This is a genomic window from Spirosoma sp. KNUC1025, assembly GCF_045160025.1.
GTDB lineage: Bacteria > Bacteroidota > Bacteroidia > Cytophagales > Spirosomataceae > Spirosoma.
Genome location: NZ_CP087141.1, coordinates 151,990 through 177,452 on the forward strand (window position 1 = coordinate 151,990; position 25,463 = coordinate 177,452).

A 25,463-nucleotide genomic window follows, 5' to 3' on the forward strand; every position below is an offset into this window, starting at 1 on the left:
GGGGTTAGGTCAACAAATCAATCTGAACAACACAACCATGAGTTACCTCGACAACAACCGGACTGCCGGACGAGTCATTTTTATCACCGGGGCATCGGGTGGTATTGGCCGGGCCACGGCCCTTCAATTGCTCGAAAAGGGCGCGAACGTCTTCGATTTTAGCCGAACTCGTCAGCTTGCCGATGAAGTGCAGCACGAAAATCTCCGCTCGTTCAAAGGTGATGTCAGTGTGGAAGCGGATGTGCTGGCCGGATTTGCCGCCTGCCTGGACGCCTTCGGGACCATCGACGTGCTGCTGAACAACGCGGGCATGGGCGTGCTAACCACCGACCTCTCGATGACCGAACTGGAGACCTACGAGCAAATGGTCAGCGTGAATATGCGGGGTGTATTTCTCTGCAACCGCGAAGCCCTGAAGGTGATGAAGCCGAAAAAAAGGGCCACATTATCACGGTTATTTCGATGGCCGGGCAACGTACCAATCCCAATGCACCTGTCTATGCTGCCTCGAAGTTTGGCGCACGGGGGCTGAGCAGCGGGCTGGCCGATCAGGTCATAAAAGAAGGCATTAAAGTGACCGACGTAAATCCCGGTCCCACCGACAGTGATTACTGGGGCGACCGCAAGGTGCCACGGGAGAAATTTCTGAAGGTGGAGGACGTAGCAAACGTGATCACGTTTGTGCTTAACCAACCGGATTACGTCGTAATCCGGGAAATCAATTTCGATAACATGAACTTTCTGGCAGGATGATAACGAACACACTCCATACCCATACGAACGGCAACGGCCAGGCTGTTGCTCCATCGCCTTTCCCCATCCCCGTTTCCGAGATGCGGGAACGCTATCTGCGACTCTACACGGGTGCGGTCAACGATGTGCTGCGGTTTAATTACAACATGCACGCCACCAGTTTGCCGCCCGAATTTGCCCCGCTTCGGGAAGCCATGAAAATGGCGGGACTGGCTTTTACCGTGAAAGGTGGTCCCGACATTACCACGGACGGTGAGTTTGAAATGCGCGCGCAAATGCTCGAAGACCTTCACCCGGATTCCGTCGTTGTCTGGGATTGTACCGGTGATACCGTCACCTCGCAGTGGGGCGAAGTGATGACCATGGCGGCTATGCGAATCGGCTGCCGGGGCGCCGTTGTCAATGGCATCCGGGATACACAGGCTATTCTGGAACTGGGCTTTCCGGTCTTTCATAAGTACAAAGCCAATACGGGTATGCTGGGTCGTTTTCGGATGCACCACTACCAGAAACCTGTGCTCATGGGCGAAGTGACTGTGAAGCCCGGCGACTGGGTGTTTGGCGACATTGACGGTGTGATTTCGATCCCGAAAGATATTGCATATGACGTGCTGATTGCCGCCGAGAAGATTATGCACAAGGAAGATGAAATCAGAGAAATGGTAGAAAGTGGAATGAAACCAACTGACGTTGTGAAAAATGGAGGCTATTTCTGATGCCATCAGGCTACCTGAGCCACCCATTCAGCAACCAGGTGCTTGTTTTTTAACCGACGCTGAACGGACCCGGATTCTGAATGAGCTACGAACGGGCGATCCGCTGCTGTGTCGATTTTACGCGGCTCTGCACCAGCGTGTGTATGATCGGGTAGCCACCAAAGGCTTGCTCGGTCCCGATGCGACAGTAGCCTGGTACTACCCGGTAGCCGAATACCTGTCCGACGCGGCTATGCTGTATGCCCTGGAGCCGGAAGCGAAATTGGCGAACTGGCTACGTACCGTTACGCTCGATATTGCCCGAACTCCGGCTTATGATTGGGCTGGACCTGCCTTTCGCGATCACGCAGAACCGCTGACGGGACACCTCGAAACGGCGCATTTGTGCTGGGCGTTGAGTGCGGTCTATGATTTGGCCCGCGACGTGTTTTCTGAATCGGAACAGGCCGAAATTCGGCAGGCACTGACTGATAAAGGAATTGCGCTTTGTCGGCGGTGGATTGATAAAAACACGCATTTGGCCAACTGGCGGGGCATCCTGACATCGGGTGTTATTGTGGCAGCCGCGGTGCTTGGCGACGAAGCCTTGCTCGATCATTACGTGTCGGAATGGCAACGGTGTGCGCTGGCGTTTCAGCCCGACGGTTCGTATGGTGAATCCCTTCAATATGGAAACTACCTGGCTTTTGCGCTCATGCTTTCCTACGAAGCACTTTGCCGAAAATACCCGAAAAAGCCGCTCTACTTGACGTAAGAGCCTATGGGAAGGGAATCCGCTGGGTAGCTAGTAGTATGTTTTATGCCAAACCACTGGCAGGCTGGGGGAATGAACCCCGCGCTCGTGCGGCCAACTTCAACGACAGCGCGGCCTTGTTCCGGCCTTCCGGCGATTTGCTGTTGCACCTGGCCGCACGTAGCAGTTTATATGAAGAAAAAGGACTGGCGCGCGGGCTATTTGCAACGTATTATGAGCCTATTCCTACACAAGGACCGCATGAACTGGCTACGTTTGGCATGCATAACGACTGGGGCTTTTTGACCCTGCCGCTGTTGATCCACGATACAAAGTCTGTCAGTCCGGAGGAGGCTGGTTTGCCCCTCACGGCGTCGTTCAGCAACGGTCATACGTTTATGCGCGATGCCTGGGACGGACATACCATTGTGGCCATCAATGGCGGGGGTGAAGGACTATACGGGCCCGGTCATTTGCACGGCGATCTGAACAGTTTTATCCTCGTTCACAACCGCGAACGACTGCTGGTCGATCCCGGTCATAGTTGCTACCGGAACCTGATTCACGGGCTGGAAAGCAGTACCCAAACGCACAATACCTGCACATTTCTGGTGGAAGCGGAAACGCTGGGTTTGCAGGAAGATAAGGCCAAAGCCACCATGCTGGAGCAGAAAAGTGTCCTGCCTCGGCGCGTGCTCGTCAATGGACAGCCTGGCGAACCCATTGACCGGGGAAACCGGCGATTGCTGGCTGAGCAGAACGAAGTCGTCTCGGTTGTTGGGTCAGAAGTTGGGACAGCGTATGGCGCTCCTATAAAGCGCGGTTCGACGGGTCGATTTTCACGATTCTGGCTCATGGCCGGAAGTAATGTATTATTTGTGGTAGACCGGATCGAAGCGACGCAACCCGTGACAACGGTATGGAACTGGCTCGTCAACAACCGCGACGGTCAGGCCAAGGTCGACAGCCAGCCTAAGTGCCTGACTGTTCGGCGTAACGAAGCTGGAATGAAGTTGTTCCACCTTGGCTCTGCACAGCTCAGCCATCCCGTGTACGGATACGTACATGATGCGTATCACGTTGAGCCAAACCAGTACGGCGAAGGCAAGCCTGGCAGCGGGTTGCTCTACCGCTGGACAGAAACGGCCCCGGCTGTCACCCGCACGGTCGTTCACGCGATTGCCCTCGATGAAGCTATTGGGCTGGATCGTTGGCAATTACAGCAGGAAGGCAATTCAATTACTCTATCGAATGATGAGAAGCAATGGACGCTGATCGTTCAGGACGAAGCCACCTATCACCTTTCCCTGATTTCGGGGCATGGTCGGCGGTGGGATGTCGTACCGCAAGACACTATGTATTCCCTGATTCGCGTCTAAGCCCATGAGTCAACTGAGAATTACCGGCATCGATCACACCGGCGTAGCGGCCAACGATGTGGAAGCCCTCGCCGACTGGTACTGTGATGTGTTCGGCTACGAAAAGTGGTTCAAACATCCGAAACCTGTCTGGATGCTCAAAGCCCCCGATGGGACCTTGCTCGAAGTGATGCCCAAAGACGACACCGCCCGGCCCGAACGCACCACCTGGACACCCGGTTGGTCGCATCTGGCGCTAAGGGTCGAAAACATCGAAGAAGCCATCGCTTTTCTCGACACAAAAGGGGTTCGCTGGGGCGGTTCGGTCATCAATGCCATCGGTGGCGGCAAAGTCCGCAACTTGTTTGACCCGGATGGGAATATGTTACAGATACTGGAACGGAATCAATTACCGTAGAAACGCGACATGTCGCGTCTCCTCACCGGATGGTTTTTGGCCGAATGGTTTCACTGGCCGAATCGTATTTTCTAACGCTTGCTATTGCTGACGCACAGGAGACGCGACATGTCGCGTCTCTACATAACATAACCACAATCAATTCATGAACGCTCTCCATTTTATTGGCAATAAAACATTTGATTTACAGGACGTTGATCTACAGTCGCCACTGCCCGGCGAGGTTCGTTTGAAAGTGGCGTACTGTGGCGTGTGCGGCACCGACGTTCACATTTATCACGGTGCTATGGCGCAACGGCTCACGCTGCCGCAGGTGATCGGTCACGAAGTGTCGGGCGAAATAGACGCGGTAGGTGAGGGGGTTACGGGCTGGCAACCCGGCGACCGGGTAACCGTTCGGCCACTCAAGCCGGGGCAGGAAGTGGCTGTCGACAACGGCGTTCGGCACATTGGGCAGAACCTCAAATTCATTGGCATCGATACGCCCGGCGGTATGCAGCAGTATTGGAACGTACCGGCTTACACCCTCCACCGACTGCCCGAAGACCTGCCCCTGACGCTCGGCGCTATGGTGGAACCACTGGCCGTTGCCTGTCACGACGTGCGGCTTGGCGACGTGCAGGCGGGCGAAAATGTCGTGATCATTGGTGGCGGGCCCATCGGCATGTTGATTGCGCTGGTCGCCAAACAAAAAGGCGCTAAGGTACTTATTTCGGAAGTCAACGAAGCCCGGTTGAAACTGGCGGGATCAATGGGGCTGGCAACGGTCAATCCCAAAGAAACAGATCTGGTTGCTCAGGTGGAAGACTTTACAAGCGGGGCCATGGCTGATGTGGTTTTTGAAGTATCGGGCGTGCAGGCTGGCGTAGCGGTGATGACGCAACTATCGCGGGTGCGGGGCCGAATTGTGATGGTCGCTATCCATGCCGAACCGAAAGCAGTCGATCTGTTCCGCTTTTTCTGGCGTGAACTAAAGCTGATCGGGGCGCGGGTGTATGAACCCGAAGACTTCGATGAAGCCATTGCGCTGGCCGCTTCGGGTACATTGCCCCTCGACGCGCTCATTACGCAGATTTCTCCGCTGGCCGATGCGAAGGCTGTATTTGAAACGATTGACAACAATCCCGCTGGGATGAAATATCTGCTCCAATGCGACCTTTGAATCGCTTGTGGGGCGTCGCGCTGCTGGGCTGGCTGAGTACGTTTGCTCACGCCCAGGTACAGTTTCAGCACGTACCCGACCACCCGCGTTTGTTTGCCAGTGCCACCCGGTTTATCGAAGTGAAAAATCAGAGCGATTCGGTTTCCCGACAACTGCGGTCATATATTCTGCAAACCGCCGAACAGACATTGACTTCCGAACAGATCGTGTACCCGTCGACGGGCTTCAAATTCGGGCCGATGCGTACCGTTCAGGGCCGTATCCTAACGCTCGCCATGAGCTACCGGCTAACGGGCGACCAACGATTTCTGAACCGTGCCCGTCAGGAACTTCGGCAACTGGCTGATCTGCCCGACTGGGCACCGAACCACTTTCTGGATGTTGGCGAAGGGTCACTGGCGGCTGGTATTGGCCTCGACTGGCTGTATGCTGAGCTGACACCGGATGAACGCGATCAAATTGCCCGATCTATTGTCAAAAATGCCTTACTGCCATCGTTGGACGTATCGGAGGGGGACGGTAGCTGGGTAGACGGTGATTTTAACTGGACGCAGGTGTGCCACGGCGGATTGACAGTGGGTGCCCTGGCGATTGCCGAACGCGAGCCCGAACTGGCCAAACAGATTATCAACCGGGCTATCAAAAACCTGCCCCATGCGGGAGCCGTTTACGCACCGGATGGGGCTTATCCCGAAGGGCCAAGTTACTGGTCGTATGGCACTACGTTTCATGTGTTGCTCATCGAAGCACTTCGGTCGGCGCTGGGCACCAGCTATGGGCTCGAACAGTTTTCCGGCTTCCTCAAAACGGCTGATTTTAACCTGCAAATGGTAGGGCCGAGTGGGCTGGATTTCAACTATTCCGACTACCACGCCGAAACGCAGAACGAGCCCATTATGCTGTGGTTCGCCCGAGAAAACCATCGCCCGGATCTGGCCCGGCAGGAAGTGGCTGACGTACATGCACTGTATCGGGCAGCGATTTCGAATACCAAAAGCAGCGTTCATCCCAACCGGCATACGCCCCTCGAACTGCTGTGGTGGGAACCCTCGCTAGTCGCATCCTCCGTGACGGCATCATCCCGCCACTGGACCTCGCAGGGTGTTTTGCCCATGGCGGTTATGCGGTCGGCCTGGAATGACCCGATGGCAACCTTTGTGGCCTTAAAAGGAGGGACGCCCAATCACTCCCACGCGCATATGGATGTGGGCAGTTTCGTGCTCGAAGCCGATGGTGTTCGCTGGGCGCTGGATCTGGGAACGGAGAGCTACGATAAGATGCGGGCTGCTAAACTCGACCTGTGGAGCTATGCTCAAACCAGCAACCGCTGGACTACGTTCCGGGTTGGCCCGGAGGGACACAACATTCTCCGGTTTGATGGGGCGTATCAGGACATCACTGGCAAAGGCGAAGTCACTACGTTACCGGTCAAAAAGGGAAGCATGGGAAACTCAGTCGATCTGACATCTCTTTACCGTAATCAGGTCACTCATGTCCAACGTGGGGTAACGCTTAATGCCGACCGTTCGGTGACTATCGAAGATCAATGGACCACAGGCAATAAGCCCGTCGACGCGTCGTGGCAGTGGCTCACTAAAGCGGCCATAAGCCGAACGCCCAACGGGTTGCTATTGCGTCAGGATGGTAAGTCGCTGGCCTTGCTCATTGAATCGCCGGTTGGTACAACCATCGACATTGAGGATGTTTCTGTAGCAAGGAACACACAGGATTCACCAAATCCGGGCGTAAGTCGAATTGTCGTTCGGCTGGCATCGCCAGGCAATAGTACCACCAAACTAGCAGTTCAGATCATTCCGGGTAGTGTATCCGGACCTGCTAAACCGAAGTAATTCAGGACAGTCTGTTAAATTCATTCCCTATATGACAACCTATTTCGTTAACACCACATTAGCTGCCCTCTGCCTGCTAGTAGCCCAATCTGAAACTGTTTTAGCCCAGAAAATCGACACGGGTAAGGATCGAAGCAAAACATCGTTCAAGATTGACTTACCATATCTGGGTAGTGTGAAGCCCCGTTCGACCAACGAAATTGAATCCTCCAACTGGCTGATTGGTTGCGAGACGATGGACCGTGACTTTACTGACTATGACCAGTACAAGGAATACCTCGTTCCACTGGGCATCAAGCGATTGCGGATGCAGGCAGGCTGGGACAAAACCGAAAAAATAAAGACGGATGGCCGCCCCGGGCAGTATGACTGGGCCTGGCTCGACCATATCATCGACGATGCGCACAAACGGGGGCTGAAACCCTGGCTGCAAACCTCGTACGGGAATCATAATTACCCGAATGGGGGCGGGTCAAACCTGGGGGCCGGGGTGCCTACGTCGAAGGAAGCGCTGGAAGCCTGGGATAAGTGGGTCGCAGCGTTGGTGACGCGATACAAAAGCAAGGTGGTCGACTGGGAAATCTGGAACGAACCCAATTTCGGCGACAATCAGGAAAATACGCCCGAAAAAGCTGCTGCGCTGAATATTCGTACCATCGACATCATCAAACGCATCCAACCCGACGCGAAGGTGTCGGGACTGGCGCTGGGGCACATCGGTCTGGATTATGCCGACCGATTCTTCAAGGTACTGGCTGAGAAAAAGAAAATCAACCTGTTCGATAATTTTACCTACCACGACTATACCTACAACCCCGATTCGCACTATCCAAAAGTGATGCAGTTGCGGGCTGTCCTGGATAAATACGCGCCAACTATTCCGCTGCGGCAGGGTGAAAATGGGGCACCGTCAAGCCCTGGTTTTGGTCGGGGTGCATTGGGTGATTACGAGTGGAGTGAGCTGACACAGGCCAAATGGGACACGCGCCGGATGCTGGGCGACCTGGGCCACGATATTGAAACAAGCGTGTTCGGTATTATCGAAATGGCGTACACTAATGGACCAATTAACCGTCTCAACTATAAAGGAATCATCAAGTCCGATTCGACGAAACAAGCGATCCGTCCCAAAATCGCCTACTACGCCATTCAGAACGTAACGGCCATCTTCGACCATTCGCTGCAACGTATTAAAAAGCTGGACCATACCTACAACCGGGCTTTCGTGCCCGAAAACAAGGCCGAAATGACTTACTCACCCGGTACTGACCGGAGTCTGGCGGTGTATGCTTACCAGCACAAAGACACGAAAAAGCAGGTGTTTACGATCTGGGCAAACGATTACATTCCCGTCGAATCGAACGCAACCCGTAGCCTGTCGTTCTCGTTTGCCAATGCCAACATCGACACGCCGGTTTACGTCGACATTATCACGGGTGGCGTGTATGAAATTCCGGCCAGTCAATGGAAAAAAACGGGGGCCATCTACACCTTCACCGATATTCCGATTTACGACGCGCCCATCCTGATAGCCGATAAAAGTCTGGTGAAGTTTCAGTAACCGTTTACAGCCCATCCATGAATAACCGACTGACTACCAGCGAGCACATCCAACTGTGGAATGCCTGTCGTGCCGACAGCCGTGACGCTTTCTCGCAGCTCTACAATTTGTTTGCGGCAGACCTGTATCGGTATGGGTACAACCTGGTTCGAAACAAGCCCCTCGTTGAAGATTGCCTGCATACGCTGTTTCTGCACATTTATGAAAACCGGGATCGGCTGGGAGCTACGGATAATATTCGGTTTTATCTCTACCGGGCGTTGCGCCGTCGGTTGCTGGATACGGTGAGCCGGTCGAACAGGTTGTCTTCGGAAGAGTATCTATTCGATCAGGCCGATTTTTCAATTCCGCCGTACGAACAGGACGTGGTGGAGCAGGAATTGATCGAGCAACAAAACCGGGTAGTCAGAGCGGAACTGAACAAACTGCCGAAGCGCCAGAAAGAAATTCTGTATCTGGTGTACATGAAAGGGCTGACGTATCAGCAAGCCGCTCAGGTGATGGACATATCCATGAAAACGGTTTACAACACTCTCAAAGTAGCCCTTACGAGTCTGCGGATTTATGTGCGAAAATCAGTACAGCAACTGGGCGCCTTATAACGCGTCCCAAAGCATTCTGAATACCGTTTAGGATAGGGTAGAACACTGGAAGCTGAGCGGCCATCCGGCTAAAACCGGGAATAACGAACCCGTTGTCTGTTTGACAATCAAAGAACGGTTTACTTCATGAAAGTAGTGTTTCTGTTAATTGTCTGGCTTCTAGTAGGCCAACAAATGGCCCTTGCCCAGCCAATTGGTGTTTGGGGACTATCGGCAAAGGGACTGCCCACCTATCAATATACGGGTGCCCTACCGTTTACCGCCAGGGACGACAAGGGCCAGGATGCCAATCTGCCGGAAGATCCCTATTTCTTACTGGGCAATTATCGCATGGCCTTATTGACGCATGTGAGCGGCACCTATCAGTTTTTAACGGCCGAAAGAGCCTGGGCCCGAGTGAATGCCGCATCCCAAACCAATTATGGCTGGAATGATGCCCATATCGTGCTTAGAGATGGCCAGACAATCAATAAAGTAACACTGGTTGGCCTCAAGTCAATAGCTGCCGATCCGGCAGCGGTGCAAAAAACAGTTGGCGTGGGCTTTGCGAAGTATACGTATCAGCTACCCAGTCAGGTGAGTTGTACCCGCATACTTTCCCTTAAGCCTTCCCCCGCCATCAATACCGGCAACCCCGCTTTTGTGGTTACGGTTACCTTGAAAAACAGCAGCAACGATACGCAGGATTTTGCCTATACCGAGCGGATGCTGGTCAATTTTGTGCTCAACGGCACCCAGTATACTGACAAAGCGAAACGCCCGCTTTCCTATAAGGCTACGATGCGGATCGATCCAAAGAAGCAACTGGCCATTGCGAACATTACGTACACTCCCAATGCATTTCTGGTGCTGCCGAACCCCACCCAAAACTATAGTTACGATGTTGGCCCGCCTTCGGTGTTTATGTACGCCGATCATTCGCGTGTCGATTACCAGTCGACGGTAAGGGCGGAAGGCGATACGTTATCAACAACCGTAAAGGCATCCTTAAAACCCGGTCAGACCATGCGGTTTAACGTAGTGATCGGACTGGCAACCAACCATAAGCAGACAAACTTTGCGGATGTGGAAGCGCAGGTGGCAGACCTCTTTCGGGGAGCTAGCCTGAGCGACCCATGGGAGGGTTTATTCGTACAACAGTGGCAGGCTAAACTGCCCGATCTGTCGGCGGAGAAAAACGATATTTTCAAGCGGGAAATGCTCTGGAATGCGCATATGATCGAAGCATCGGCCAAGTACAGCGCCTATTATCAGGAAACATTCATTCCGCAGGGAACGGTCTACAGCTATTATTTCGGCGACAATATCTCGAACCGGGATCATTTGCAGGCGGCTCTGGCAGCCTGCTATACCAGTCCGGCATTGGCCAAATCCATTTTGCGGTACGTGATCAAGCACTCAGGAGCCGACGGAGAAATTAAGCGGGGCAATGCCGGTTTTGGGTACACGGCCCCTTCGTTGTACAAAGAAAGTGATGAGCAGTTATTTTTCTTTTATGCTCTCGCCGAATACCTGTTGATCACGAAGGACTACCCATTTCTAACCGAGGAGGTCGCCTGTTACCCGGCCGAAGCGGGAAAGAAAGAGTCGGTTCTGACGATGGTGAAAAAGTATTTCATCTACCTGCGCGATGAGATAGGGACAGGGCCGAACGGGTTGGTGAAGATGCTGAATTCTGACTGGAGTGACAGCTTTTTTCATGATTATTCACCCAATATCTATGCCGGGTCGGCTGAGTCGCATCTCAACTCGGTAGTAGTACTGGCTACTTTCCCCAAACTGATCGCAGCACTGAAAAAATCAGAAAATAAGCAGGCTTACTCGCTGGTAATGGCATTGACGGACTATGAGGCTAACATTGCGCATGCGTATATGCGCGATCTGGGTGATCGAAAATATTCGGCCCGGGCTTATCTAAGTCGTTCCTTACAATTTGGAGTCGATAATGTTTGCCTGGAACCGCAGGGGTATCTATTGCAGGTTCCGGGCTTATCGGTCGCACGAAAAAAGAGATTTACGACTACGTAAAAAGCAAAGTGCTGACGCCGGAGAAAATCGGTATCAGAACCCGGGAGCGCTCGTTATGGGGTCGCCACCCCGATGGCGAAGATGGCGGTATCTGGTTCTCTCTGGAGTATCCTGTACTGCTCGGTGTGGCTACGTTCGATAAAGACGAAGCCTGGTCGTTATTGATGAAATTTTCGTTTCACAACTATACGCTAAACTATCCGTCGTACTGGATGGGTCAGTGGACCGCTGCCGATGAGGTCAACTCCACCTTATACCGAGAAGGCCTGTACGCTTTCTGGGTACCTTCACCCGATTTGAAACGGGCCTTCCAGGGGTACTGCTCGCATCCTCATACCTGGCCCTTGTTCTGTTATTTCAAATTAAAAGAGCTGTAGCAACTGAGGCATCAGAAGCACCCTTCTCAATACGGTATCGGGAATAGGAGACTCAAGTAAATGTTTTTGTGGTCAGTCAATTTGCGTTAAAGGGCTTATTGATTGGGCATGGCGAATGTAATGAGTATACTGAATGCAGGGTTGTTCAACAAATAAAATTCGTAGATATGGCTGTCGTTTGTGTCATTGGTAGTTCGAATACCGATATGGTAATTAAGGGGGATAAACTGCCTGCTCCCGGGGAAACGGTGATCGGTGGGACATTTCTGATGAATCCCGGAGGTAAAGGAGCTAACCAGGCCGTAGCCGCCGTGCGGTTGGCTAAGGGGGCACCCTCAACTACGATTACCTTTGTGGCTACTGTGGGGAACGATGTGTTTGGTCAGCAGGCACGTCAGCAGTTTGAGCGGGAAGGCATTCGAACCGATTTTGTGACGACCGATGCCGACGAGCCCTCGGGCGTAGCTCTTATTGGGGTAGACAATCAGGGCGAAAACTGCATTATGGTCGCGTCCGGTGCCAATGCCCGGCTGGGGCAGGCGCAGGTAGCTCAGGCACTGGCCGCCTTGACCGATGCCGCGACCGCCGTGGTGCTGCTTCAATTAGAAACGCCCCTCCCCACGGTTGACTACGCCATTCGGCAAAGTTATGAGCGGGGTATACGGGTCGTATTGAACCCCGCCCCGGCGCAGTCTCTCGACCCGATTATCCTGTCGTGTCTGTATGTGATTACGCCGAATGAAACCGAAGCCGAATTACTGACGGGCGTACGCGTCACCGGCGAAACGACGGCTCGGCAGGCCGCCCAACGGCTGCACGAATCCGGCGTTCCGAATGTCATCATTACCCTTGGTGCGCGGGGCGCTTATCTATCCACTCCTGCGGAAGCATCCCTGATTGCCACCCCGCCCGTTACGGCTGTGGATTCGACGGCGGCCGGTGACTGTTTCAACGGTGCGCTGGCCGTGGCCTTGGCCGAAGGGCTGGCGTTACCTGAAGCGGTTAGGTTCGCCTGCAAAGCCGCATCGATTTCGGTTACCCGACTGGGTGCACAGACATCCTTGCCTTACCGGCACGAGGTAGACGCCTTACCCGTATTGACTTCTCCATCACATTAACAATCGTTTTAAGCCCCATGAAAAAAACGTATTTCATTCTTCCCTTACTGGTCCTGTCTGCGTTCAATCCGGCACCAGTGCGACCTGGAACAGGAATACCCGCTACCGTAACCATGTCGAAAGCCACATTACAGGATAAGATCAAGGGTGGCTGGGCAGGTCAACTCATCGGCTGCACTTTCGGCGGACCAACCGAATTCAAATTCAATGGTACTATGATGAATGAGTATCAGCCCATTCCGTGGTATGATGGCTACATCAAGAAAACCATGCTTGAGAATCCCGGCCTCTACGATGATCTCTACATGGACCTGACGTTTGTGGATGTGTTCGAGAAAAAAGGCCTCGACGCACCCGTCAGCGACCATGCCAATGCCTTCGCCAGGGCCGACTACATGCTATGGCATGCTAACCAGGTAGGTCGCTATAATGTGCTCAACGGCATAAAAGCGCCCGAATCGGGGCACTGGCTAAACAACCCTCATGCCGACGATATCGACTTCCAGATTGAGGCTGACTTTTCGGGGCTGATGGCCCCCGGTATGCCCAATACGGCGATTAAAATTGGCGATCCGATTGGGCATATCATGAACTACGGCGACGGCTGGTACGGGGGTGTCTATGTAGGAGCTATGTACGCGATGGCCTTTGTGAACAACGACATTAACTACGTCGTTCGCGAAGGCCTGAAAGCCGTGCCGACCCAGAGTACCTTTTACCAGTGCATTTCCGATGTGATTAAGTGGCACGGCCAGTATCCGAACGACTGGAAGCGGACCTGGCTGGAAATACAGCGTAAATGGGCGGACGAAGTCGGCTGCCCGGATGGCATATTTGCTCCATATAATATCGATGCGAAAATCAACTCGGCCTACATTGTGCTGGGCCTGTTGTACGGGGAGGGCGACTACACCAAAACTATGCAGATCAGCACTCGCGCCGGTCAGGATTCGGACTGTAACCCATCGTCGGCCGGGGGATTCTGGGCACGTTGCTAGGTTACGATAAAATTCCTGCCTATTGGAAACTGGGCATCAGCGAAGCAGAAGACATCGACTTTAAGTATACCACCATGTCGCTCAATGATGTTTATGGCATTGGTATGAAGCACGCGCTTCAGGTCATTGAACGCAACGGAGGCAAGGTGTTAGGCAATGCCGTTACTATAGCCGTGCAAACGCCCAAAACCGTGCGGCTGGAGCAGGGGTTTACCGGACACTTTCCAACCGAAAAACGAGCCATCAACAAAGACATGACCGATGAGTACACCGCTACATTCGATGGAGTTGGATTTATTGTCGTTGGTGATAGTAAGCCAAAGGTACAGAAAGGCCAGTACGAATATGAAAGTGACTACACGGCCGAGGTGGAGGTTTACCTGGACGATAAAAAGCTGGAAACGGCCAAACTCCCGGCTAGTTTCACTCGCCGTCGCTATGATCTGACCTGGAAGTACCAACTATCACTGGGCAAGCATTCGCTTAGGTTGAAGCTGCTTAACCCCGACAAGGATAACTCAGTGCGCCTGCGAAGTCTGATCATTTTTGGCGACAAACCCATTCTAGCCCGCTACTAACCCCTTAAGCCTCTATGTTCATTATCGAGTCTTACGGCACGGCCGTACTGTTTTGCGTGGTTACCATGCTTTGCTGGGGCTCCTGGGCCAACACCCAGAAACTGTCAGCCGGTAACTGGCGCTTCGAGTTATTCTACTGGGATTACGTACTGGGCATCGCTGGCCTAGCCTTGCTGCTGGCGCTTACTCTGGGTAGCGAAGGTGAAAGCGGACGCCCCTTTGTGGCGGATGTTCAACAGGCAGACTCGGCTTACCTGGGGTCAGCTTTGTGGGGTGGAGTACTCTTCAATGCCGCCAACATTCTGCTGGGGGCGGCTATCTCGATTGCCGGTATGTCGGTAGCCTTTCCCGTTGGGATTGGGCTGGCGCTTGTCATTGGCGTCGTGGTGAACTACCTAAAAGCACCGGTTGGCAATGCGGGCCTACTGTTTGGAGGGATGGCCCTTATTGTACTGGCGATCCTGCTTAACGCTATTGCCTACCGCCGAACCGCTACGCAGGCCACCGCCGGTTCCGCTAAGACCAGCTATAGCGTATCGACCAAAGGACTGGTCCTGTCAATCGTTGCCGGTAGTTTGATGGGCTTGTTTTATGGCTACGTAGCTCAGGCCATGTTTCCTCAATTCGATCGACCCGAACCAGGTAAGCTCAGTCCCTACACGGCGGTTGTCTTTTTTGCTCTGGGTATCTTTTTTAGTAATTTTCTATTCAATACACTATTGATGCAGCGACCCTTTGCGGGTACGCCCGTTCGATATGCTGATTATTTCCGGGGCAGTAGCCGTAACCACCTGACGGGTGTACTGGGTGGTATGATCTGGTGCCTAGGTATGTCGTTCAGCATCTTGGCCTCCGACAAGGCCGGACCGGCCATCAGTTACGGACTGGGACAGGGAGCTACGGTGGTGGCCGCGCTGTGGGGCATCTACATCTGGCGTGAATTTCGATCGGCACCGAGGGGTGTAAATAGCTTGCTGAATGGCATGTTGATCTGTTACACCATTGGGTTAGCCTTATTAATTGCAGCCCGCTAAAACCTTGCTATAATGGGTGTTATTACCCGTGCAGAAACCTTTTTGAATGGTGTCAAGCCCTATTTCTGGGACATTGGCTCAACATTATGCCCAAACAGACTTGCTATTCCATCTTGGCAATTCGATTCAATGTTATCTTGTATTTACTGACCTGCTTGTAACATGTGAAGAAATTTTGGAAATTGACCTAAGTAATTAAGAATACTCTTGACAATAAAAAGAACTATCGGGCTGTTTGTAGTAAATGACAAGTTTCACGACAACTTTTAATAAGGTAGAAAGCTAAAGTCTTTTCCTGTTTTATCCCGAGGCTTTTTTGAATGGTTGTGGTGTATGTTTAAATCTAAACTAACTAATATATAGCCTGTAGAATGGTTCAGAAAGTAACAAGGACTGGCATTTAATTAATCGATTTCGAATGGAGTAAGTGCGTCGTTGATATTGACCGGTTTAATAACTGTCTTGCCATATCCGTAGCATATGCTATGTGGCTGTTGCAAAAGTCCGGATCGTGTTCAATGCCTATAAATCAATAGATCTTTAGGCCTCAATAAAGGGCTTAAAACTACCGATTTCAGGAGTCGGTTCACAGCTGGATCGACTTTTGCAACAGCCACCTACGTTATGTTCACCTAGACGAAAAGTATAACAAAACTGGAGTTTTGTTATACAGCTAATTTAGGCGCTTTTCAGTGAATTTATCCTTTAGGAGAGAAGAGTTTTGGGGTCCAAGTAATTGCTAAGCCCTTAGGTATAGTTTTTTTAACGCCCGTTTCAATCGACAATTTCGAGTTTAGATTTTTACCCAAGCAGATAATTGGCACCAAATTGTATGGTAGCAGTAGGTTACTTAAGTACGCCTAGTGCTTTGGAGTAGCTCCTGATAATTAGCAGGCTTGTATAAACTAAGCCCCTTCACCCGCTCGAAATGCTTTGGATTAAGCGTAAAAACCGGCACGTCAAAAACCAGGGCCGTACCAATTGTATAGGCATCCCCTACTCCGGTGTCAGGCCATCGACGGCCCACTTCTAAGGCTTGCTCACTAACGCCATCACTATTTAAAACGATGTAATCGTCCAACCGCTTTCGATGCCGATCATACTCGGCCCGACTAATGGGCATGGCTAGGCCCCGTTGGATGAGTAACCAGTGTTGGAGCTCAATAAAAACAGCCGTGCTGATGACTTCTTGAAAGCGCTCAATTGCAACTTGATACGCTTCCAGGAAGGGTGATTTGGCTAGAAAAACACGGCTCAGCAGGCCCGTATCACACAATAAGGCAGGCTTAGTAAGCGTAATCAAGGAATGGGCGTGGGATCAAGGTGTTTGTGTTTACCCAACTCACTGGCAATAGCCAATCCAGGGTCTTCGGTTGACAGATGGCCAGATGGGATGAGACCCTCGATCACTTGACCCGATGCGTTTAGGAGTTTTATCTTGAGGGGCCTCCTAGCTTTTGATTTCGTGTTTGTCGTTGCCATAGCTTGATCGATGTTCACAAATTTAACAAAAGTTGAGGCTAATACATCTCAATTGTTGACGAATCAAACCAGTTGGTGAAGGCTGAGCCACATGAATGTCAGTCGTTTTTAGGGATATAGCCACCTCTTCAGTAGTTGCGGCCAAATTCGTTCACATTAATGCTCAACCTCGCAACCCACTTCGTCTCAGATTGGAGCGTTAATAGAGACTCTGGATCTTAATTGATTATCGCTTGATGCCGATCTGAACTTGAGGGGCCTTTGACCAAGCGTAGTTGCTCTGAAGAGGGGTTCGACAAGCAGTAGTTCGACTCAGTGGCCAAACTGTTGTTAAGCATTCATGACCATTAGTAGGCCACCGCAATCGCCTGTTGCCAATGGTCCTGGCTGTCCTGCTGGGCTAGCATGCAAGCCGCCACATCGGCCCGAGAAATGGAATTCGCCTGGGCCAGCTCGCCTTTACATGACGAATGAAGCCGAAGCGAGAGTAATTCGCGTTCAAGCAACCGATAAGCCCGGGGTGTTTGAGAATCGAATGGCCTATGACCAAGGTGAAAAGCAGGGTTGAAAATGGGTCGGCAGTTGGTTGCGCTGGAAAACGCCCGCCCAAAAAGTGATCAGAAAGTCGGATACTTCGTTAATCGAGCCGGTTCAAAAAGCGGGACGACGACAGATGAATTTCTTTATCGACAAAATCTAGGCAGACAGGTGAGCAACGTCATCGGCTGCTGAATCAACTGCCAGGCGATTAGTTTAGTCAGGTTGATTCGGTAAAATAGGGTACTGAACCCCTGCTCATGATTCTAGCGAGTGCCCGTGGCGAATCGTGTACGATTCGAAAGAGCTACTTAAACAGAATCCTCTTTATCTTACCTTTATGCCATCAAGTAAGCGCTGTCTTCAGGCAGCCTTACTATGGTGTGGATAGGATCGGAAAGCAATCCAGCATATGCCGGGTTGCTTTTTGTATACCGGTCCTGCCAATTCGTTTTCATCATAATCATAAAGCAATATTGGCTCGTAAGCATTAATAAGTTACGGTGTCAGCTTTTAGTGATGCGCCCTACCAAACCAACAACCACCAATCCATCAAGCATATTGTTACTCAAATAAACTAAAAGGTAACAGAAATCGTCTGTTTTTGGTCGAAAACGGTTAAAAATCTACTGTTCATCGAAAACCAGGTAATGCCATTCTGGTCTCACGTAGCTTTGTATTACCTAATCGGAAGAAAAGGGAGGAGTTTAAGGTTTATGAGGAAATGCAATTGGAAAGCAACTCACCAGTGATGTGGGTTGCTTTTTTGTTGGTTAGCTTGAAGAGGCTCGTCTGGTCTTACTGAAGAAATCGCGGGTTACTGTCTACTGACGCCCTGCAGCGGCTGCCAGCCGTGCTGGAAGAGCGAACGCCCTGTATGACAATATGCGATGAACTGAACGAGTGAACTTAGGGGATTTCAAGACGGAAACCAGGAATCCATGGCTATACACCAATACGGGTTTCATAATTGATTAACCGGTAAAACCCGTATTTTTCTGCTAAATACTTCTGCTATTTGGCAAACAAACGCAGACTATACCCTACGGCATGAAAGTAAAGCAATGCTGTTGATGGGAGGACTAAAAACTTAAAAATACGTATCCGAAAATACTTCTGCCAAATTAGTCTGGTCGTTTACGGATTCGTCGGATGATCCGACTGGCTACCATTGCCCCAAACAAAGCCACCCATATCCAAACGATATCGAGGATGAGCACCAGAAAAAAACCGTAAATCGGATAATTTTCCCAGATCCGACTATAAAGCGAAGGAAACAGGGTTCGAACAAGGAGCGGGATGAGTAACACCCCCATCACAAGCAGAATGGTAATCCGCTTTTTCATCATGTATAAGGCCAATACCCTAGCAGAGCTGCCAAGATACGGCTTATGAATAACTGTACCTAACCGATCGAATTAAGCCTTATAACTCCAGAATCCCTGGTTCGCCTGGCCTGCCTGCTGACTATGGTGTTCACGCAGCAGGTAGTCGCGCAGCATCCCTGTCAGTAATACACACCAGAGCCAGCCAATGCCTGAAACGACAAAAAAGAGCCACCCTAAGATCGAGTGACTGAGTTGTAAGAAACCCAGGGGATCGGGAAACAAGGTTCGCAAGGTCGATAAGAGGGAAATCATACCCAGGACCGAAATAAGGGAATGGCTCTTTTCCACGGGTTTAATCAGCTATCTGTTGAGTAGACAACAAAGTTAACAAAAAGTCACCTTAAAGTTTAAAAAATAAATCAAATAGTGATATTAGAAGGTCGTTTTACCTCTAATGAAACGGTTTACGTACCTGAGTAATCGAATGACTTATCCGGCTCTGAAAGATAAGTCATGCAGAGTGGAGCTGCGAGCGGACCGGCCGCAGCAAATCCGCGCCGGGATTCAACTGTGTCCGTGGGCCGGTTAAACCGTCGAGTATATTTTCAGTCTATGGGTTGTAAACTGTTGTAATGTTACTTGATCGAATTAGTCGTACGTACAGATATGCATCAGCAACTATGGGTTGGGCTTTTTGTCTTGGGAAGCTTGTTAAGCATCGTTGGCTACTCGGCTGCCATGATTGATTGGGTGCAGGACTACCGATCCGGCGTATATGCTCACCATCCCCTGGAAGCGATCCTGGAAACAGGTGCTTTACTACTCTATACCTATCTGGGTATCCGCTTCATTCATCGGCGAATACGATTCTTGTAACGGGAGAAGCGGTTTGGTTCAAAATCCCCTAGTTGATAAGCCCTTTCAACGAGTTATCGAATGGTTACTCCATCACAGGATGATCTCCCCGACCATGTTCCGGGATACCGGCTGATTCACGATGCTCAACGCATTGTTCGACTGGAAGGTAAGGGTAATTATACACTGGTTTATTTACTGGACCATGCCAGACCCATACTGGTGAGCTATACCCTAAAGCGATTTGAAGCGCATTTACCAACCTATATTCGCATTCATCGATCAGCCCTGATCAACCCCGCTTACGTTTCGCAGGTCAGCCGAGCGACACCCAGGCTTATGTTTGTCAAATTAACCACGGGGGAGAGCATGCCTGTGTCCCGGCATCGAATGCAGGTAACCTCAATCCGGCTGAATCGAAAAAAACCAGTTAGGTTTTTCTATCATTTTAGCTCACTGCCTACCTTTTAAAATAGAAGGCAACAAAAAAGCCCAGCTCAATTCGTCCGGGCATTTGACAGTTAACTTGTACTTTATCCCCCTTAGACAGTTGTTTGGACAAAAGGTCACATCATTAACCTTTATTCATATGAGTTACTTTTTTAATAAGCGTTCTGGTGTCTGAATTACCCAACACATCATCCACTTACTAAACAGGTCGATCAGATTCGTACAAAACGCATCACCAATGGATGACATAAAAATTGGCAAGACCGCTGAACTCGTAAAAGCGCTGGCCCATCCCACCCGGCTTCGTATTCTGAATACCCTGAGAAAACAACCGGAGATCAATGTATCTGATTTACACCAGAAGCTGCTGGTGGAGCCAACACTGCTGTCCAAACATCTAAAGGTTATGGCCAAACGGCAGATACTGACTAGCCGGCGGAAAGGCAAGGCGGTTTATAATTCAATCGCCATTGACGACTTACCCGAAGCGATAACGGGTTTTATCGACCGGCAGTGAGAAAGGTAGCTTTGGGTTGAGGTGTGGAAACTAACCGTTCGGTAACCAGTTGATAAGAGGGTAAAGGCTGATAAGGATTGATAAGGAGTGTAGTTATGAAACGCGCTGATCAGAAAATTGCCAAAGCCGCTGAGCTGCTGAAAACCATCGCCAATTCTACGCGGCTGAAGATTCTACTGGCGCTGGCTCAGACCGATGCGCTGAACGTATCGTATCTACAACAGCAGCTCCAGATTGAACAGTCCGTGTTGTCGCATGCGCTGATCCAGATGAAAGACCGGGATATTCTGGCCAGACAGCGACGGGGAAAAGAGATCTATTACTCACTGGCCGATCCGGCTGCGTTGAAAATGATCCTCTGGGCCATGAACCGGGTGGAGGGGTAACGTATGACCTCAATATCGATTCGATTGGGTAACTAACTTGGGATTGCACGGAAAAAAAATAGGTAATGTTTTCTGCAACGTGTTGAAACGAAATAAAATATGTGGCTGGATTGCCGGGATTTGATGACTTATTCCTGTGCACCGGCAAACAGATGGGTGCTTCTATACACATTTAACCCATTGCCCGTTACTCAGCGGATGGAGCTAGCCGATAAACACCATCGGCCGTCAATGCGGTATATGAGCCGTTAGGAAGGGCTATTGCCAGTGAAACAAATGGTTCCTGCCTGATCCACACCCCTATACAACGATACCGGTATCGGTCAATCCCTCACGTAAATCAGGTGATAAAAGCAATCCGGCTAGCGTTCACAAGACGGATTTAAGTGTACCCGGAGCTATTGGTGCTATAGGATTATTCCGGCCATAAATAGCAGTATTGCGGTATCTTTCTAAGATTAGTTACATTTTTTCTTCCCGTACTTATTTTTGTGACTAATTCGGGTTAATCTTGTCGGACAAAACGTTTATGGCTATGAGATCGTCCGTGTTTATACCCGGCCCCTGGACCCTTACGCTTGGCGTAGCTGGTTCACTGATGTTAATCGCGGTGGCTGTCCTGACTACCTGGCTCTTCTGAGTTCACGTCTTTACCGGCTGTGTCTGATTCAGCGGGAGCGTACAAACTCTAGACCTTACGAATCAGCCCGAAGTAGGCTTTCAATTTCCTGGGCTCTGGCTTTTAACCGCTCTAAGGTGGCCTCTCTCTCGCCGATTGATCCCTCCGTGGTATTTTCCGGCGAGAAAAACAACAGGTCCGCTTCACTTTGCCCATGGGCCAGGTTATAGGCGTCTACCTGGGGCTGGGTCTGCGGATTGGGATAAACCGGCAATTCATCGGCAAAGACTTTAATCCGGGTAAACAGCGTCGTGATTGTCTCATTATCGACGGTCGGTTCCAGTGCCAACAATTCATGAATGGCCAGGTAGATATCCTGCTTGATGGTTTCGTTATCCATACAGTTTAACGGGCAGAAACGATAAGCCCTACCCTGCTTAAACGACCCGCTGAAGCGATAGTTAGCCAGCCAGGGGTATTTCTTGTTTCCTGCGTAGTCAAAACCGCTCGCTTCCGTCTCCTCAACCCAACGTGACGGCTCATCCCGTGGCATCAATTCGTTCACTAGCCAAGGGATGTAACCAGAACATTACCTGGAGGATTGGTTAACGGAGTAATCGACGATTTCTAGTCATTTTACAGGCCTGTTGCTACCCTTTCCCGGTTTTTTTTCGGTTGCTTACTTTTCGCTGGTCATACTGGATGCACTCAGTCGAAAAAGGCGGCATAAGCTATCAGCGTTTGAGCAATCCAATGAGCACCTTGTATGGGAGAAAATGGAGCAGGCGAAGGCCCTGCCGGAGCCCAATAACACGCTATTGCTCGAACGGAGGCCCGCCAGGCTGAAGGGACGATCGATGTCGGTCGCCGGTGTGGGCTTAGTTTTCCCCGTGCCAGCCAGACGTCAACGTTCTCTTTCGGGAACCAGCGTCATTCCTGGTTTAAGCGCCGAAAGACCGGTGGGCCTGTTGGCGTATCTTTCCCGATAAGAAAGTCCGTTTGGCAACCAGCCACAAAACGAAAGAAAGGACCTGGTCAACATAGAGACCAGGCCCCCATAAGTAAGCCAAGTTACGTTACTAAATAAATTATATTATTAATAGGGAATTGTACTCGCAAATATATTAGTAACATTAATTGTAGCAACAGCATATACTTTGAAATAAACGTATATTTATTTTTTGGTGGATTACCGGTATGAGATGACACGGGGGAAAATAGGCCCGCCAACGATAGACTAAACACGGCTGATTTTCCAGTACTGGATAAGTAACTTTACGCATTCAGTACGGTACGAAAGTGACGATAAGGTGAATTGGGGTCTAACCATGAATAATCGTACCTGTATGTTACGAAGTAAAGAAAACACCATGAACCTCCTCCTGCAGGCCGCTCGGGAAACCGTTTTGTTTCAGGGCGTCGATCAGATCGGCGTGAAGGCCATTGCGACCCGATCGGGTAAGAACAAAGTGCTCGTCTACCGATATTTTGGCGGTTGGAACGGCATCATCGAAGCCCTCTTTCAGCAGATGCTGGCTCGGGTAGGTGAGCAGGGCAGCGAAGAAGCGGATCTGGCAGCCCGAACCAAGGAGTTTCAGCGCTGGGAAGCGTATATCCAGTCCTTTTACCGGGAATTGCAGACCGACGGGGCGTTTCAGATCCTGTTGCGCTGGCAGCTTGACAACCAGCATACGCTGCTGGCTCAGCGGCTGGCGGGCTTTCTGGAACAATCCCTGGACGAGGTGGCCAGCCATGCCCCCAGGGACAGCGGTATTTTTCAATTGCTCATGGCCGGGGTTACTTACTCAGCTCTGGGCCGTTCGCAAAAGCGGGCAACGCCACCTGATTTGATAGAGACGTCCGTTCGTCAGGTTTTCGGTCAGCTGAAGCCGGGTTATCAGCCAGTACGCATCTCCGTTGATCCGAATACCCTATCCCGGAAACGGATAGCCGTTTCCGACCAGTAGTGCACACGCACTACTTCCCTTCCCCCTAGTTACTTGTCCCGCTCTCTTTTTCGTTAAGAAGCGGGTTTTTTGTGGGCTGACGGGCTGGATTTTCAAGAGCAGGTGTGGCTGACTGCTTCGTCTGAAAGAGCAGGCAGGTCGCCAGTTGACTAATCTCGGGCAAACGCTAGGATGCTCCTGGGATATATAACCGCTGCTACGTACAGTTCCGCAACTAGGGACCGGGGTGGTGCGTAACGGCGTAGGGTGCCACTAAATACTATAATGGCTGTATGCTTAACGTAATGTTAACACCGATCGCACGAATAGAGGGTATTTTGAGACTTAGTTATAAAGAGACTCAAAGGCAGGAATCTCATATACATCCCTATTCCCCAATTTTCCAAACTAGGGCGTTGCCCTCTCAGAAGCATCTTGCCTAATCTGTCGGACCGACCCACTCCGCTGTGAGGCCTGTCGCCCCCACCACCCGGTCAGGGCGATCGGAATGCGCAATTTGCGAAGCGGTTGAATGTTGTGCACAAGCTTTCAGCATAGGTTAAATAGTGCAACATAGGCTTCCTGTCTGCCCACCTACCTTTTTTGGTTGCTATCTACTGGTTGAAACGCAGGATGCCCCGCCTGCCAAAGTCCGAAGGCTAGTATGTTGGCCATGGTGCGAGACGAGGCCAAGTGACCGTCACTGTAGTTGACCTGCATCAGCACCGGCCTCCCCGACATGCTGGCGTTCTGCAACGCAGCCGCAAATTTAGCCGACTGCCAGACGACCACACGACCGTCATTCATGCCTCCCATGCAGATGACCGCGGGGTAGTTTACCCCCTCCTGCACATGATGCACGGCGTCCATCTCGTACAGGGCCATGCACTCGGTCGAGCCGGTGACAGAGCCAAACTCGGCTACACCAACCCGGCCGTTGGGCGAATTCTCCGCGCGCAGGGCATTCGAGTTGCTCAATGAGTTTCTTCTTGGAATCAAAGGCCCGTTGATCGCCGGTCAGAACCGTTGCTCGGGGATTAGGCGTTAAATGCACTTAATGCTTTACGCTGAATGCGTTTAACTATTAAACAGGCAATACTAACCTTGTGTTTGACGAGGTTGTTTCCGGTGGTTCCTCGCCGGAAACAACGGGTAAGGAACTAATTATGGCGATTTAAAAAGGCAACTAGTGCCGTATTTTTTGTATGTTTATATATTATACGTCTTAAGCTATGCTGCAAATCCCACCTTCTCATCCAAAGGAATCTGATCGAGTGGATGCGTTAAGAAGCTACGACATTCTAGACTCGTTACCTGAAGCGGATTACGACGACCTGACTTTGCTGGCTTCTGAGATCTGCCAAACGCCTATTTCGCTCATTAGTCTGATTGACGACAAACGACAATGGTTCAAATCGAACCGAGGCCTCGATATACGAGAAACACCCCGTGAATTTGCCTTCTGCACCCATGGCATTCTGAATCCCTATGAAATTCTAATTGTTACTGATTCCCGGGAAGATGAACGCTTTATTGGCAACCCGTTAGTGGTAGAGGAGCCCCACGTTATCTTTTACGCTGGCGTGCCTTTAGTCAATGAAGATGGCTATCCTCTCGGCTCCCTATGCGTCATCGACAATGAGCCTAAAGAATTAACTCAGCGCCAACTTACATCGCTTAAAATCTTAGGCAGGCAAGTGGTTAACTTATTGGAACTGCGACGAAAAAATAAAGCGTTGGAAGCCCTAAAAAAGGTGTTGGAAGCCCGAAATGCCGAACTGGAAGGTGTCAAATAAAGCCCTTTCCCTCGCAACTTCTTATTAGTTCCATGTCCATTTAAACGCCCCCTTTAGGCAGCAGCTATTTAAAAATCACCTCGTCTTACAGGGGAGCGTTAATACAAGACAGTTGTATAGGCCACACTGCACACAGACAAAAATACTCAAAGTAAGTAAAGGCTGCCTTTATCTTTCTTTGACACTCATTAACAAGCCATTAACTAAAGGGCAATACAAAACCAACTAGGTTTGCGGCCCACCGCAGTGGCGGCCACCGCA

Annotated in this window: 25 protein-coding genes and 2 pseudogenes; 21 read left to right on the plus strand and 6 right to left on the minus strand. The window is 50.9% G+C overall.

What is annotated here, in order from left to right:
* Positions 1-37 precede the first annotated feature (37 nt).
* From LN737_RS32535 to LN737_RS32600, 14 genes and pseudogenes are all read left to right on the plus strand, one after another.
* Positions 38-753: pseudogene (locus LN737_RS32535) on the plus strand (SDR family oxidoreductase).
* On the plus strand, positions 750-1,469 hold the full coding sequence (locus LN737_RS32540; RefSeq protein WP_231780430.1) for an RraA family protein: 720 nt from the start codon (positions 750-752) through the stop codon (positions 1,467-1,469). The pseudogene LN737_RS32535 and the gene LN737_RS32540 overlap by 4 nt, the downstream one beginning before the upstream one ends.
* Entirely contained in the window at positions 1,453-2,223 is a 771-nt protein-coding gene (locus LN737_RS32545) for a hypothetical protein (protein WP_231780431.1), read from the plus strand. Before LN737_RS32540 ends, LN737_RS32545 begins: the two co-directional genes overlap by 17 nt.
* The gene (locus LN737_RS32550; protein WP_231780432.1) at positions 2,184-3,581 is read left to right on the plus strand and encodes a heparinase II/III family protein; all 1,398 of its coding nucleotides are present in this window, start codon (positions 2,184-2,186) and stop codon (positions 3,579-3,581) included. Before LN737_RS32545 ends, LN737_RS32550 begins: the two co-directional genes overlap by 40 nt.
* Positions 3,582-3,585: 4 nt before the next feature.
* Positions 3,586-3,978, plus strand: a complete 393-nt coding sequence (locus LN737_RS32555; protein ID WP_231780433.1) for a VOC family protein — start codon at positions 3,586-3,588, stop codon at positions 3,976-3,978.
* A gap of 145 nt (positions 3,979-4,123) precedes the next feature.
* Positions 4,124-5,140, plus strand: coding sequence for a zinc-binding dehydrogenase (locus tag LN737_RS32560; RefSeq protein ID WP_231780434.1), 1,017 nt, complete (start codon positions 4,124-4,126; stop codon positions 5,138-5,140).
* Positions 5,128-6,990, plus strand: coding sequence for a heparinase II/III family protein (locus tag LN737_RS32565; protein WP_231780435.1), 1,863 nt, complete (start codon positions 5,128-5,130; stop codon positions 6,988-6,990). Before LN737_RS32560 ends, LN737_RS32565 begins: the two co-directional genes overlap by 13 nt.
* A gap of 31 nt (positions 6,991-7,021) precedes the next feature.
* Positions 7,022-8,551, plus strand: coding sequence for a GH39 family glycosyl hydrolase (locus tag LN737_RS32570; RefSeq protein ID WP_231780436.1), 1,530 nt, complete (start codon positions 7,022-7,024; stop codon positions 8,549-8,551).
* 17 nt (positions 8,552-8,568) lie between these two features.
* Entirely contained in the window at positions 8,569-9,153 is a 585-nt protein-coding gene (locus LN737_RS32575; RefSeq protein ID WP_231780437.1) for an RNA polymerase sigma factor, read from the plus strand.
* A 126-nt stretch (positions 9,154-9,279) separates the two neighbouring features.
* Positions 9,280-11,181: a hypothetical protein gene (locus LN737_RS32580; protein WP_231780438.1), complete on the plus strand. Its 1,902-nt coding sequence runs from the start codon at positions 9,280-9,282 to the stop codon at positions 11,179-11,181.
* Between the two features lie 8 nt (positions 11,182-11,189).
* Positions 11,190-11,558: a hypothetical protein gene (locus LN737_RS32585; RefSeq protein ID WP_231780439.1), complete on the plus strand. Its 369-nt coding sequence runs from the start codon at positions 11,190-11,192 to the stop codon at positions 11,556-11,558.
* A 167-nt stretch (positions 11,559-11,725) separates the two neighbouring features.
* A complete protein-coding gene (gene rbsK, locus LN737_RS32590) occupies positions 11,726-12,676 on the plus strand; it encodes a ribokinase (RefSeq protein WP_255709281.1) in 951 nt (316 codons plus the stop codon).
* Positions 12,677-12,693: 17 nt separating this feature from the next.
* Positions 12,694-14,252: pseudogene (locus LN737_RS32595) on the plus strand (ADP-ribosylglycohydrolase family protein).
* Positions 14,253-14,266: 14 nt separating this feature from the next.
* Complete coding sequence (locus LN737_RS32600) at positions 14,267-15,286, plus strand: GRP family sugar transporter (RefSeq protein WP_231780441.1); 1,020 nt, start codon at positions 14,267-14,269, stop codon at positions 15,284-15,286.
* Between the two features lie 850 nt (positions 15,287-16,136).
* Here the strand turns inward: LN737_RS32600 and LN737_RS32605 are convergent.
* The 4 genes from LN737_RS32605 to LN737_RS32620 form a co-directional block, all read right to left on the minus strand.
* Entirely contained in the window at positions 16,137-16,589 is a 453-nt protein-coding gene (locus LN737_RS32605; RefSeq protein WP_231780442.1) for a type II toxin-antitoxin system VapC family toxin, read from the minus strand.
* On the minus strand, positions 16,586-16,768 hold the full coding sequence (locus LN737_RS32610) for a hypothetical protein (protein ID WP_405520897.1): 183 nt from the start codon (positions 16,766-16,768) through the stop codon (positions 16,586-16,588). The genes LN737_RS32605 and LN737_RS32610 overlap by 4 nt, the downstream gene beginning before the upstream one ends.
* 1,661 nt (positions 16,769-18,429) lie before the next feature.
* Positions 18,430-18,654, minus strand: coding sequence for a hypothetical protein (locus LN737_RS32615; RefSeq protein WP_405520899.1), 225 nt, complete (start codon positions 18,652-18,654; stop codon positions 18,430-18,432).
* Positions 18,655-18,723: 69 nt separating this feature from the next.
* Positions 18,724-18,945, minus strand: a complete 222-nt coding sequence (locus LN737_RS32620) for a hypothetical protein (RefSeq protein WP_405520900.1) — start codon at positions 18,943-18,945, stop codon at positions 18,724-18,726.
* A 354-nt stretch (positions 18,946-19,299) separates the two neighbouring features.
* Between LN737_RS32620 and LN737_RS32625 the strand changes: the two genes are divergently transcribed.
* The 4 genes from LN737_RS32625 to LN737_RS32640 all read left to right on the plus strand — a co-directional run bounded on the left by LN737_RS32625 (position 19,300) and on the right by LN737_RS32640 (position 20,841).
* A complete protein-coding gene (locus tag LN737_RS32625; RefSeq protein WP_231780445.1) occupies positions 19,300-19,509 on the plus strand; it encodes a hypothetical protein in 210 nt (69 codons plus the stop codon).
* 60 nt (positions 19,510-19,569) lie between these two features.
* Entirely contained in the window at positions 19,570-19,959 is a 390-nt protein-coding gene (locus tag LN737_RS32630; RefSeq protein ID WP_231780446.1) for a LytTR family DNA-binding domain-containing protein, read from the plus strand.
* A gap of 217 nt (positions 19,960-20,176) precedes the next feature.
* Complete coding sequence (locus LN737_RS32635) at positions 20,177-20,455, plus strand: helix-turn-helix transcriptional regulator (RefSeq protein ID WP_231780447.1); 279 nt, start codon at positions 20,177-20,179, stop codon at positions 20,453-20,455.
* Between the two features lie 95 nt (positions 20,456-20,550).
* Positions 20,551-20,841: a metalloregulator ArsR/SmtB family transcription factor gene (locus LN737_RS32640; protein WP_231780448.1), complete on the plus strand. Its 291-nt coding sequence runs from the start codon at positions 20,551-20,553 to the stop codon at positions 20,839-20,841.
* Between the two features lie 695 nt (positions 20,842-21,536).
* Here the strand turns inward: LN737_RS32640 and LN737_RS32645 are convergent.
* Positions 21,537-22,025, minus strand: a complete 489-nt coding sequence (locus LN737_RS32645) for a hypothetical protein (RefSeq protein WP_231780449.1) — start codon at positions 22,023-22,025, stop codon at positions 21,537-21,539.
* Positions 22,026-22,107: 82 nt separating this feature from the next.
* On the opposite strand from LN737_RS32645, the gene LN737_RS32650 reads away from it, so the two are divergent.
* Together LN737_RS32650 and LN737_RS32655 are read left to right on the plus strand one after the other, a co-directional pair.
* Positions 22,108-22,449: a hypothetical protein gene (locus LN737_RS32650; protein WP_231780450.1), complete on the plus strand. Its 342-nt coding sequence runs from the start codon at positions 22,108-22,110 to the stop codon at positions 22,447-22,449.
* Positions 22,450-22,830: 381 nt separating this feature from the next.
* Positions 22,831-23,427 (plus strand): TetR/AcrR family transcriptional regulator, encoded by a 597-nt coding sequence (locus LN737_RS32655; RefSeq protein ID WP_405520904.1) that lies wholly within the window; start codon positions 22,831-22,833, stop codon positions 23,425-23,427.
* A 573-nt stretch (positions 23,428-24,000) separates the two neighbouring features.
* Here LN737_RS32655 and LN737_RS32660 read toward each other — a convergent pair.
* On the minus strand, positions 24,001-24,291 hold the full coding sequence (locus LN737_RS32660) for a prolyl oligopeptidase family serine peptidase (protein ID WP_405520907.1): 291 nt from the start codon (positions 24,289-24,291) through the stop codon (positions 24,001-24,003).
* 347 nt (positions 24,292-24,638) lie between these two features.
* On the opposite strand from LN737_RS32660, the gene LN737_RS32665 reads away from it, so the two are divergent.
* The gene (locus tag LN737_RS32665) at positions 24,639-25,202 is read left to right on the plus strand and encodes a GAF domain-containing protein (protein WP_231780145.1); all 564 of its coding nucleotides are present in this window, start codon (positions 24,639-24,641) and stop codon (positions 25,200-25,202) included.
* Positions 25,203-25,463: the final 261 nt, after the last annotated feature.

Excerpts from the sequence above, each read along its gene's own strand:
- LN737_RS32540 (WP_231780430.1), top strand. The coding sequence starts at position 750 with ATGATAACGAACACACTCCATACCCATACGAACGGCAACGGCCAGGCT.
- LN737_RS32545 (WP_231780431.1), top strand. The coding sequence starts at position 1,453 with ATGGAGGCTATTTCTGATGCCATCAGGCTACCTGAGCCACCCATTCAG.
- LN737_RS32555 (WP_231780433.1), top strand. The coding sequence starts at position 3,586 with ATGAGTCAACTGAGAATTACCGGCATCGATCACACCGGCGTAGCGGCC.
- LN737_RS32560 (WP_231780434.1), top strand. The coding sequence starts at position 4,124 with ATGAACGCTCTCCATTTTATTGGCAATAAAACATTTGATTTACAGGAC.
- LN737_RS32565 (WP_231780435.1), top strand. The coding sequence starts at position 5,128 with ATGCGACCTTTGAATCGCTTGTGGGGCGTCGCGCTGCTGGGCTGGCTG.
- LN737_RS32570 (WP_231780436.1), top strand. The coding sequence starts at position 7,022 with ATGACAACCTATTTCGTTAACACCACATTAGCTGCCCTCTGCCTGCTA.
- LN737_RS32575 (WP_231780437.1), top strand. The coding sequence starts at position 8,569 with ATGAATAACCGACTGACTACCAGCGAGCACATCCAACTGTGGAATGCC.
- LN737_RS32580 (WP_231780438.1), top strand. The coding sequence starts at position 9,280 with ATGAAAGTAGTGTTTCTGTTAATTGTCTGGCTTCTAGTAGGCCAACAA.
- rbsK (WP_255709281.1), top strand. The coding sequence starts at position 11,726 with ATGGCTGTCGTTTGTGTCATTGGTAGTTCGAATACCGATATGGTAATT.
- LN737_RS32600 (WP_231780441.1), top strand. The coding sequence starts at position 14,267 with ATGTTCATTATCGAGTCTTACGGCACGGCCGTACTGTTTTGCGTGGTT.
- LN737_RS32610 (WP_405520897.1), bottom strand. The coding sequence starts at position 16,768 with ATGGCAACGACAAACACGAAATCAAAAGCTAGGAGGCCCCTCAAGATA.
- LN737_RS32615 (WP_405520899.1), bottom strand. The coding sequence starts at position 18,654 with ATGATGAAAAAGCGGATTACCATTCTGCTTGTGATGGGGGTGTTACTC.
- LN737_RS32620 (WP_405520900.1), bottom strand. The coding sequence starts at position 18,945 with ATGATTTCCCTCTTATCGACCTTGCGAACCTTGTTTCCCGATCCCCTG.
- LN737_RS32625 (WP_231780445.1), top strand. The coding sequence starts at position 19,300 with ATGCATCAGCAACTATGGGTTGGGCTTTTTGTCTTGGGAAGCTTGTTA.
- LN737_RS32630 (WP_231780446.1), top strand. The coding sequence starts at position 19,570 with ATGGTTACTCCATCACAGGATGATCTCCCCGACCATGTTCCGGGATAC.
- LN737_RS32635 (WP_231780447.1), top strand. The coding sequence starts at position 20,177 with ATGGATGACATAAAAATTGGCAAGACCGCTGAACTCGTAAAAGCGCTG.
- LN737_RS32640 (WP_231780448.1), top strand. The coding sequence starts at position 20,551 with ATGAAACGCGCTGATCAGAAAATTGCCAAAGCCGCTGAGCTGCTGAAA.
- LN737_RS32655 (WP_405520904.1), top strand. The coding sequence starts at position 22,831 with ATGAACCTCCTCCTGCAGGCCGCTCGGGAAACCGTTTTGTTTCAGGGC.
- LN737_RS32660 (WP_405520907.1), bottom strand. The coding sequence starts at position 24,291 with ATGGCCCTGTACGAGATGGACGCCGTGCATCATGTGCAGGAGGGGGTA.
- LN737_RS32665 (WP_231780145.1), top strand. The coding sequence starts at position 24,639 with ATGCTGCAAATCCCACCTTCTCATCCAAAGGAATCTGATCGAGTGGAT.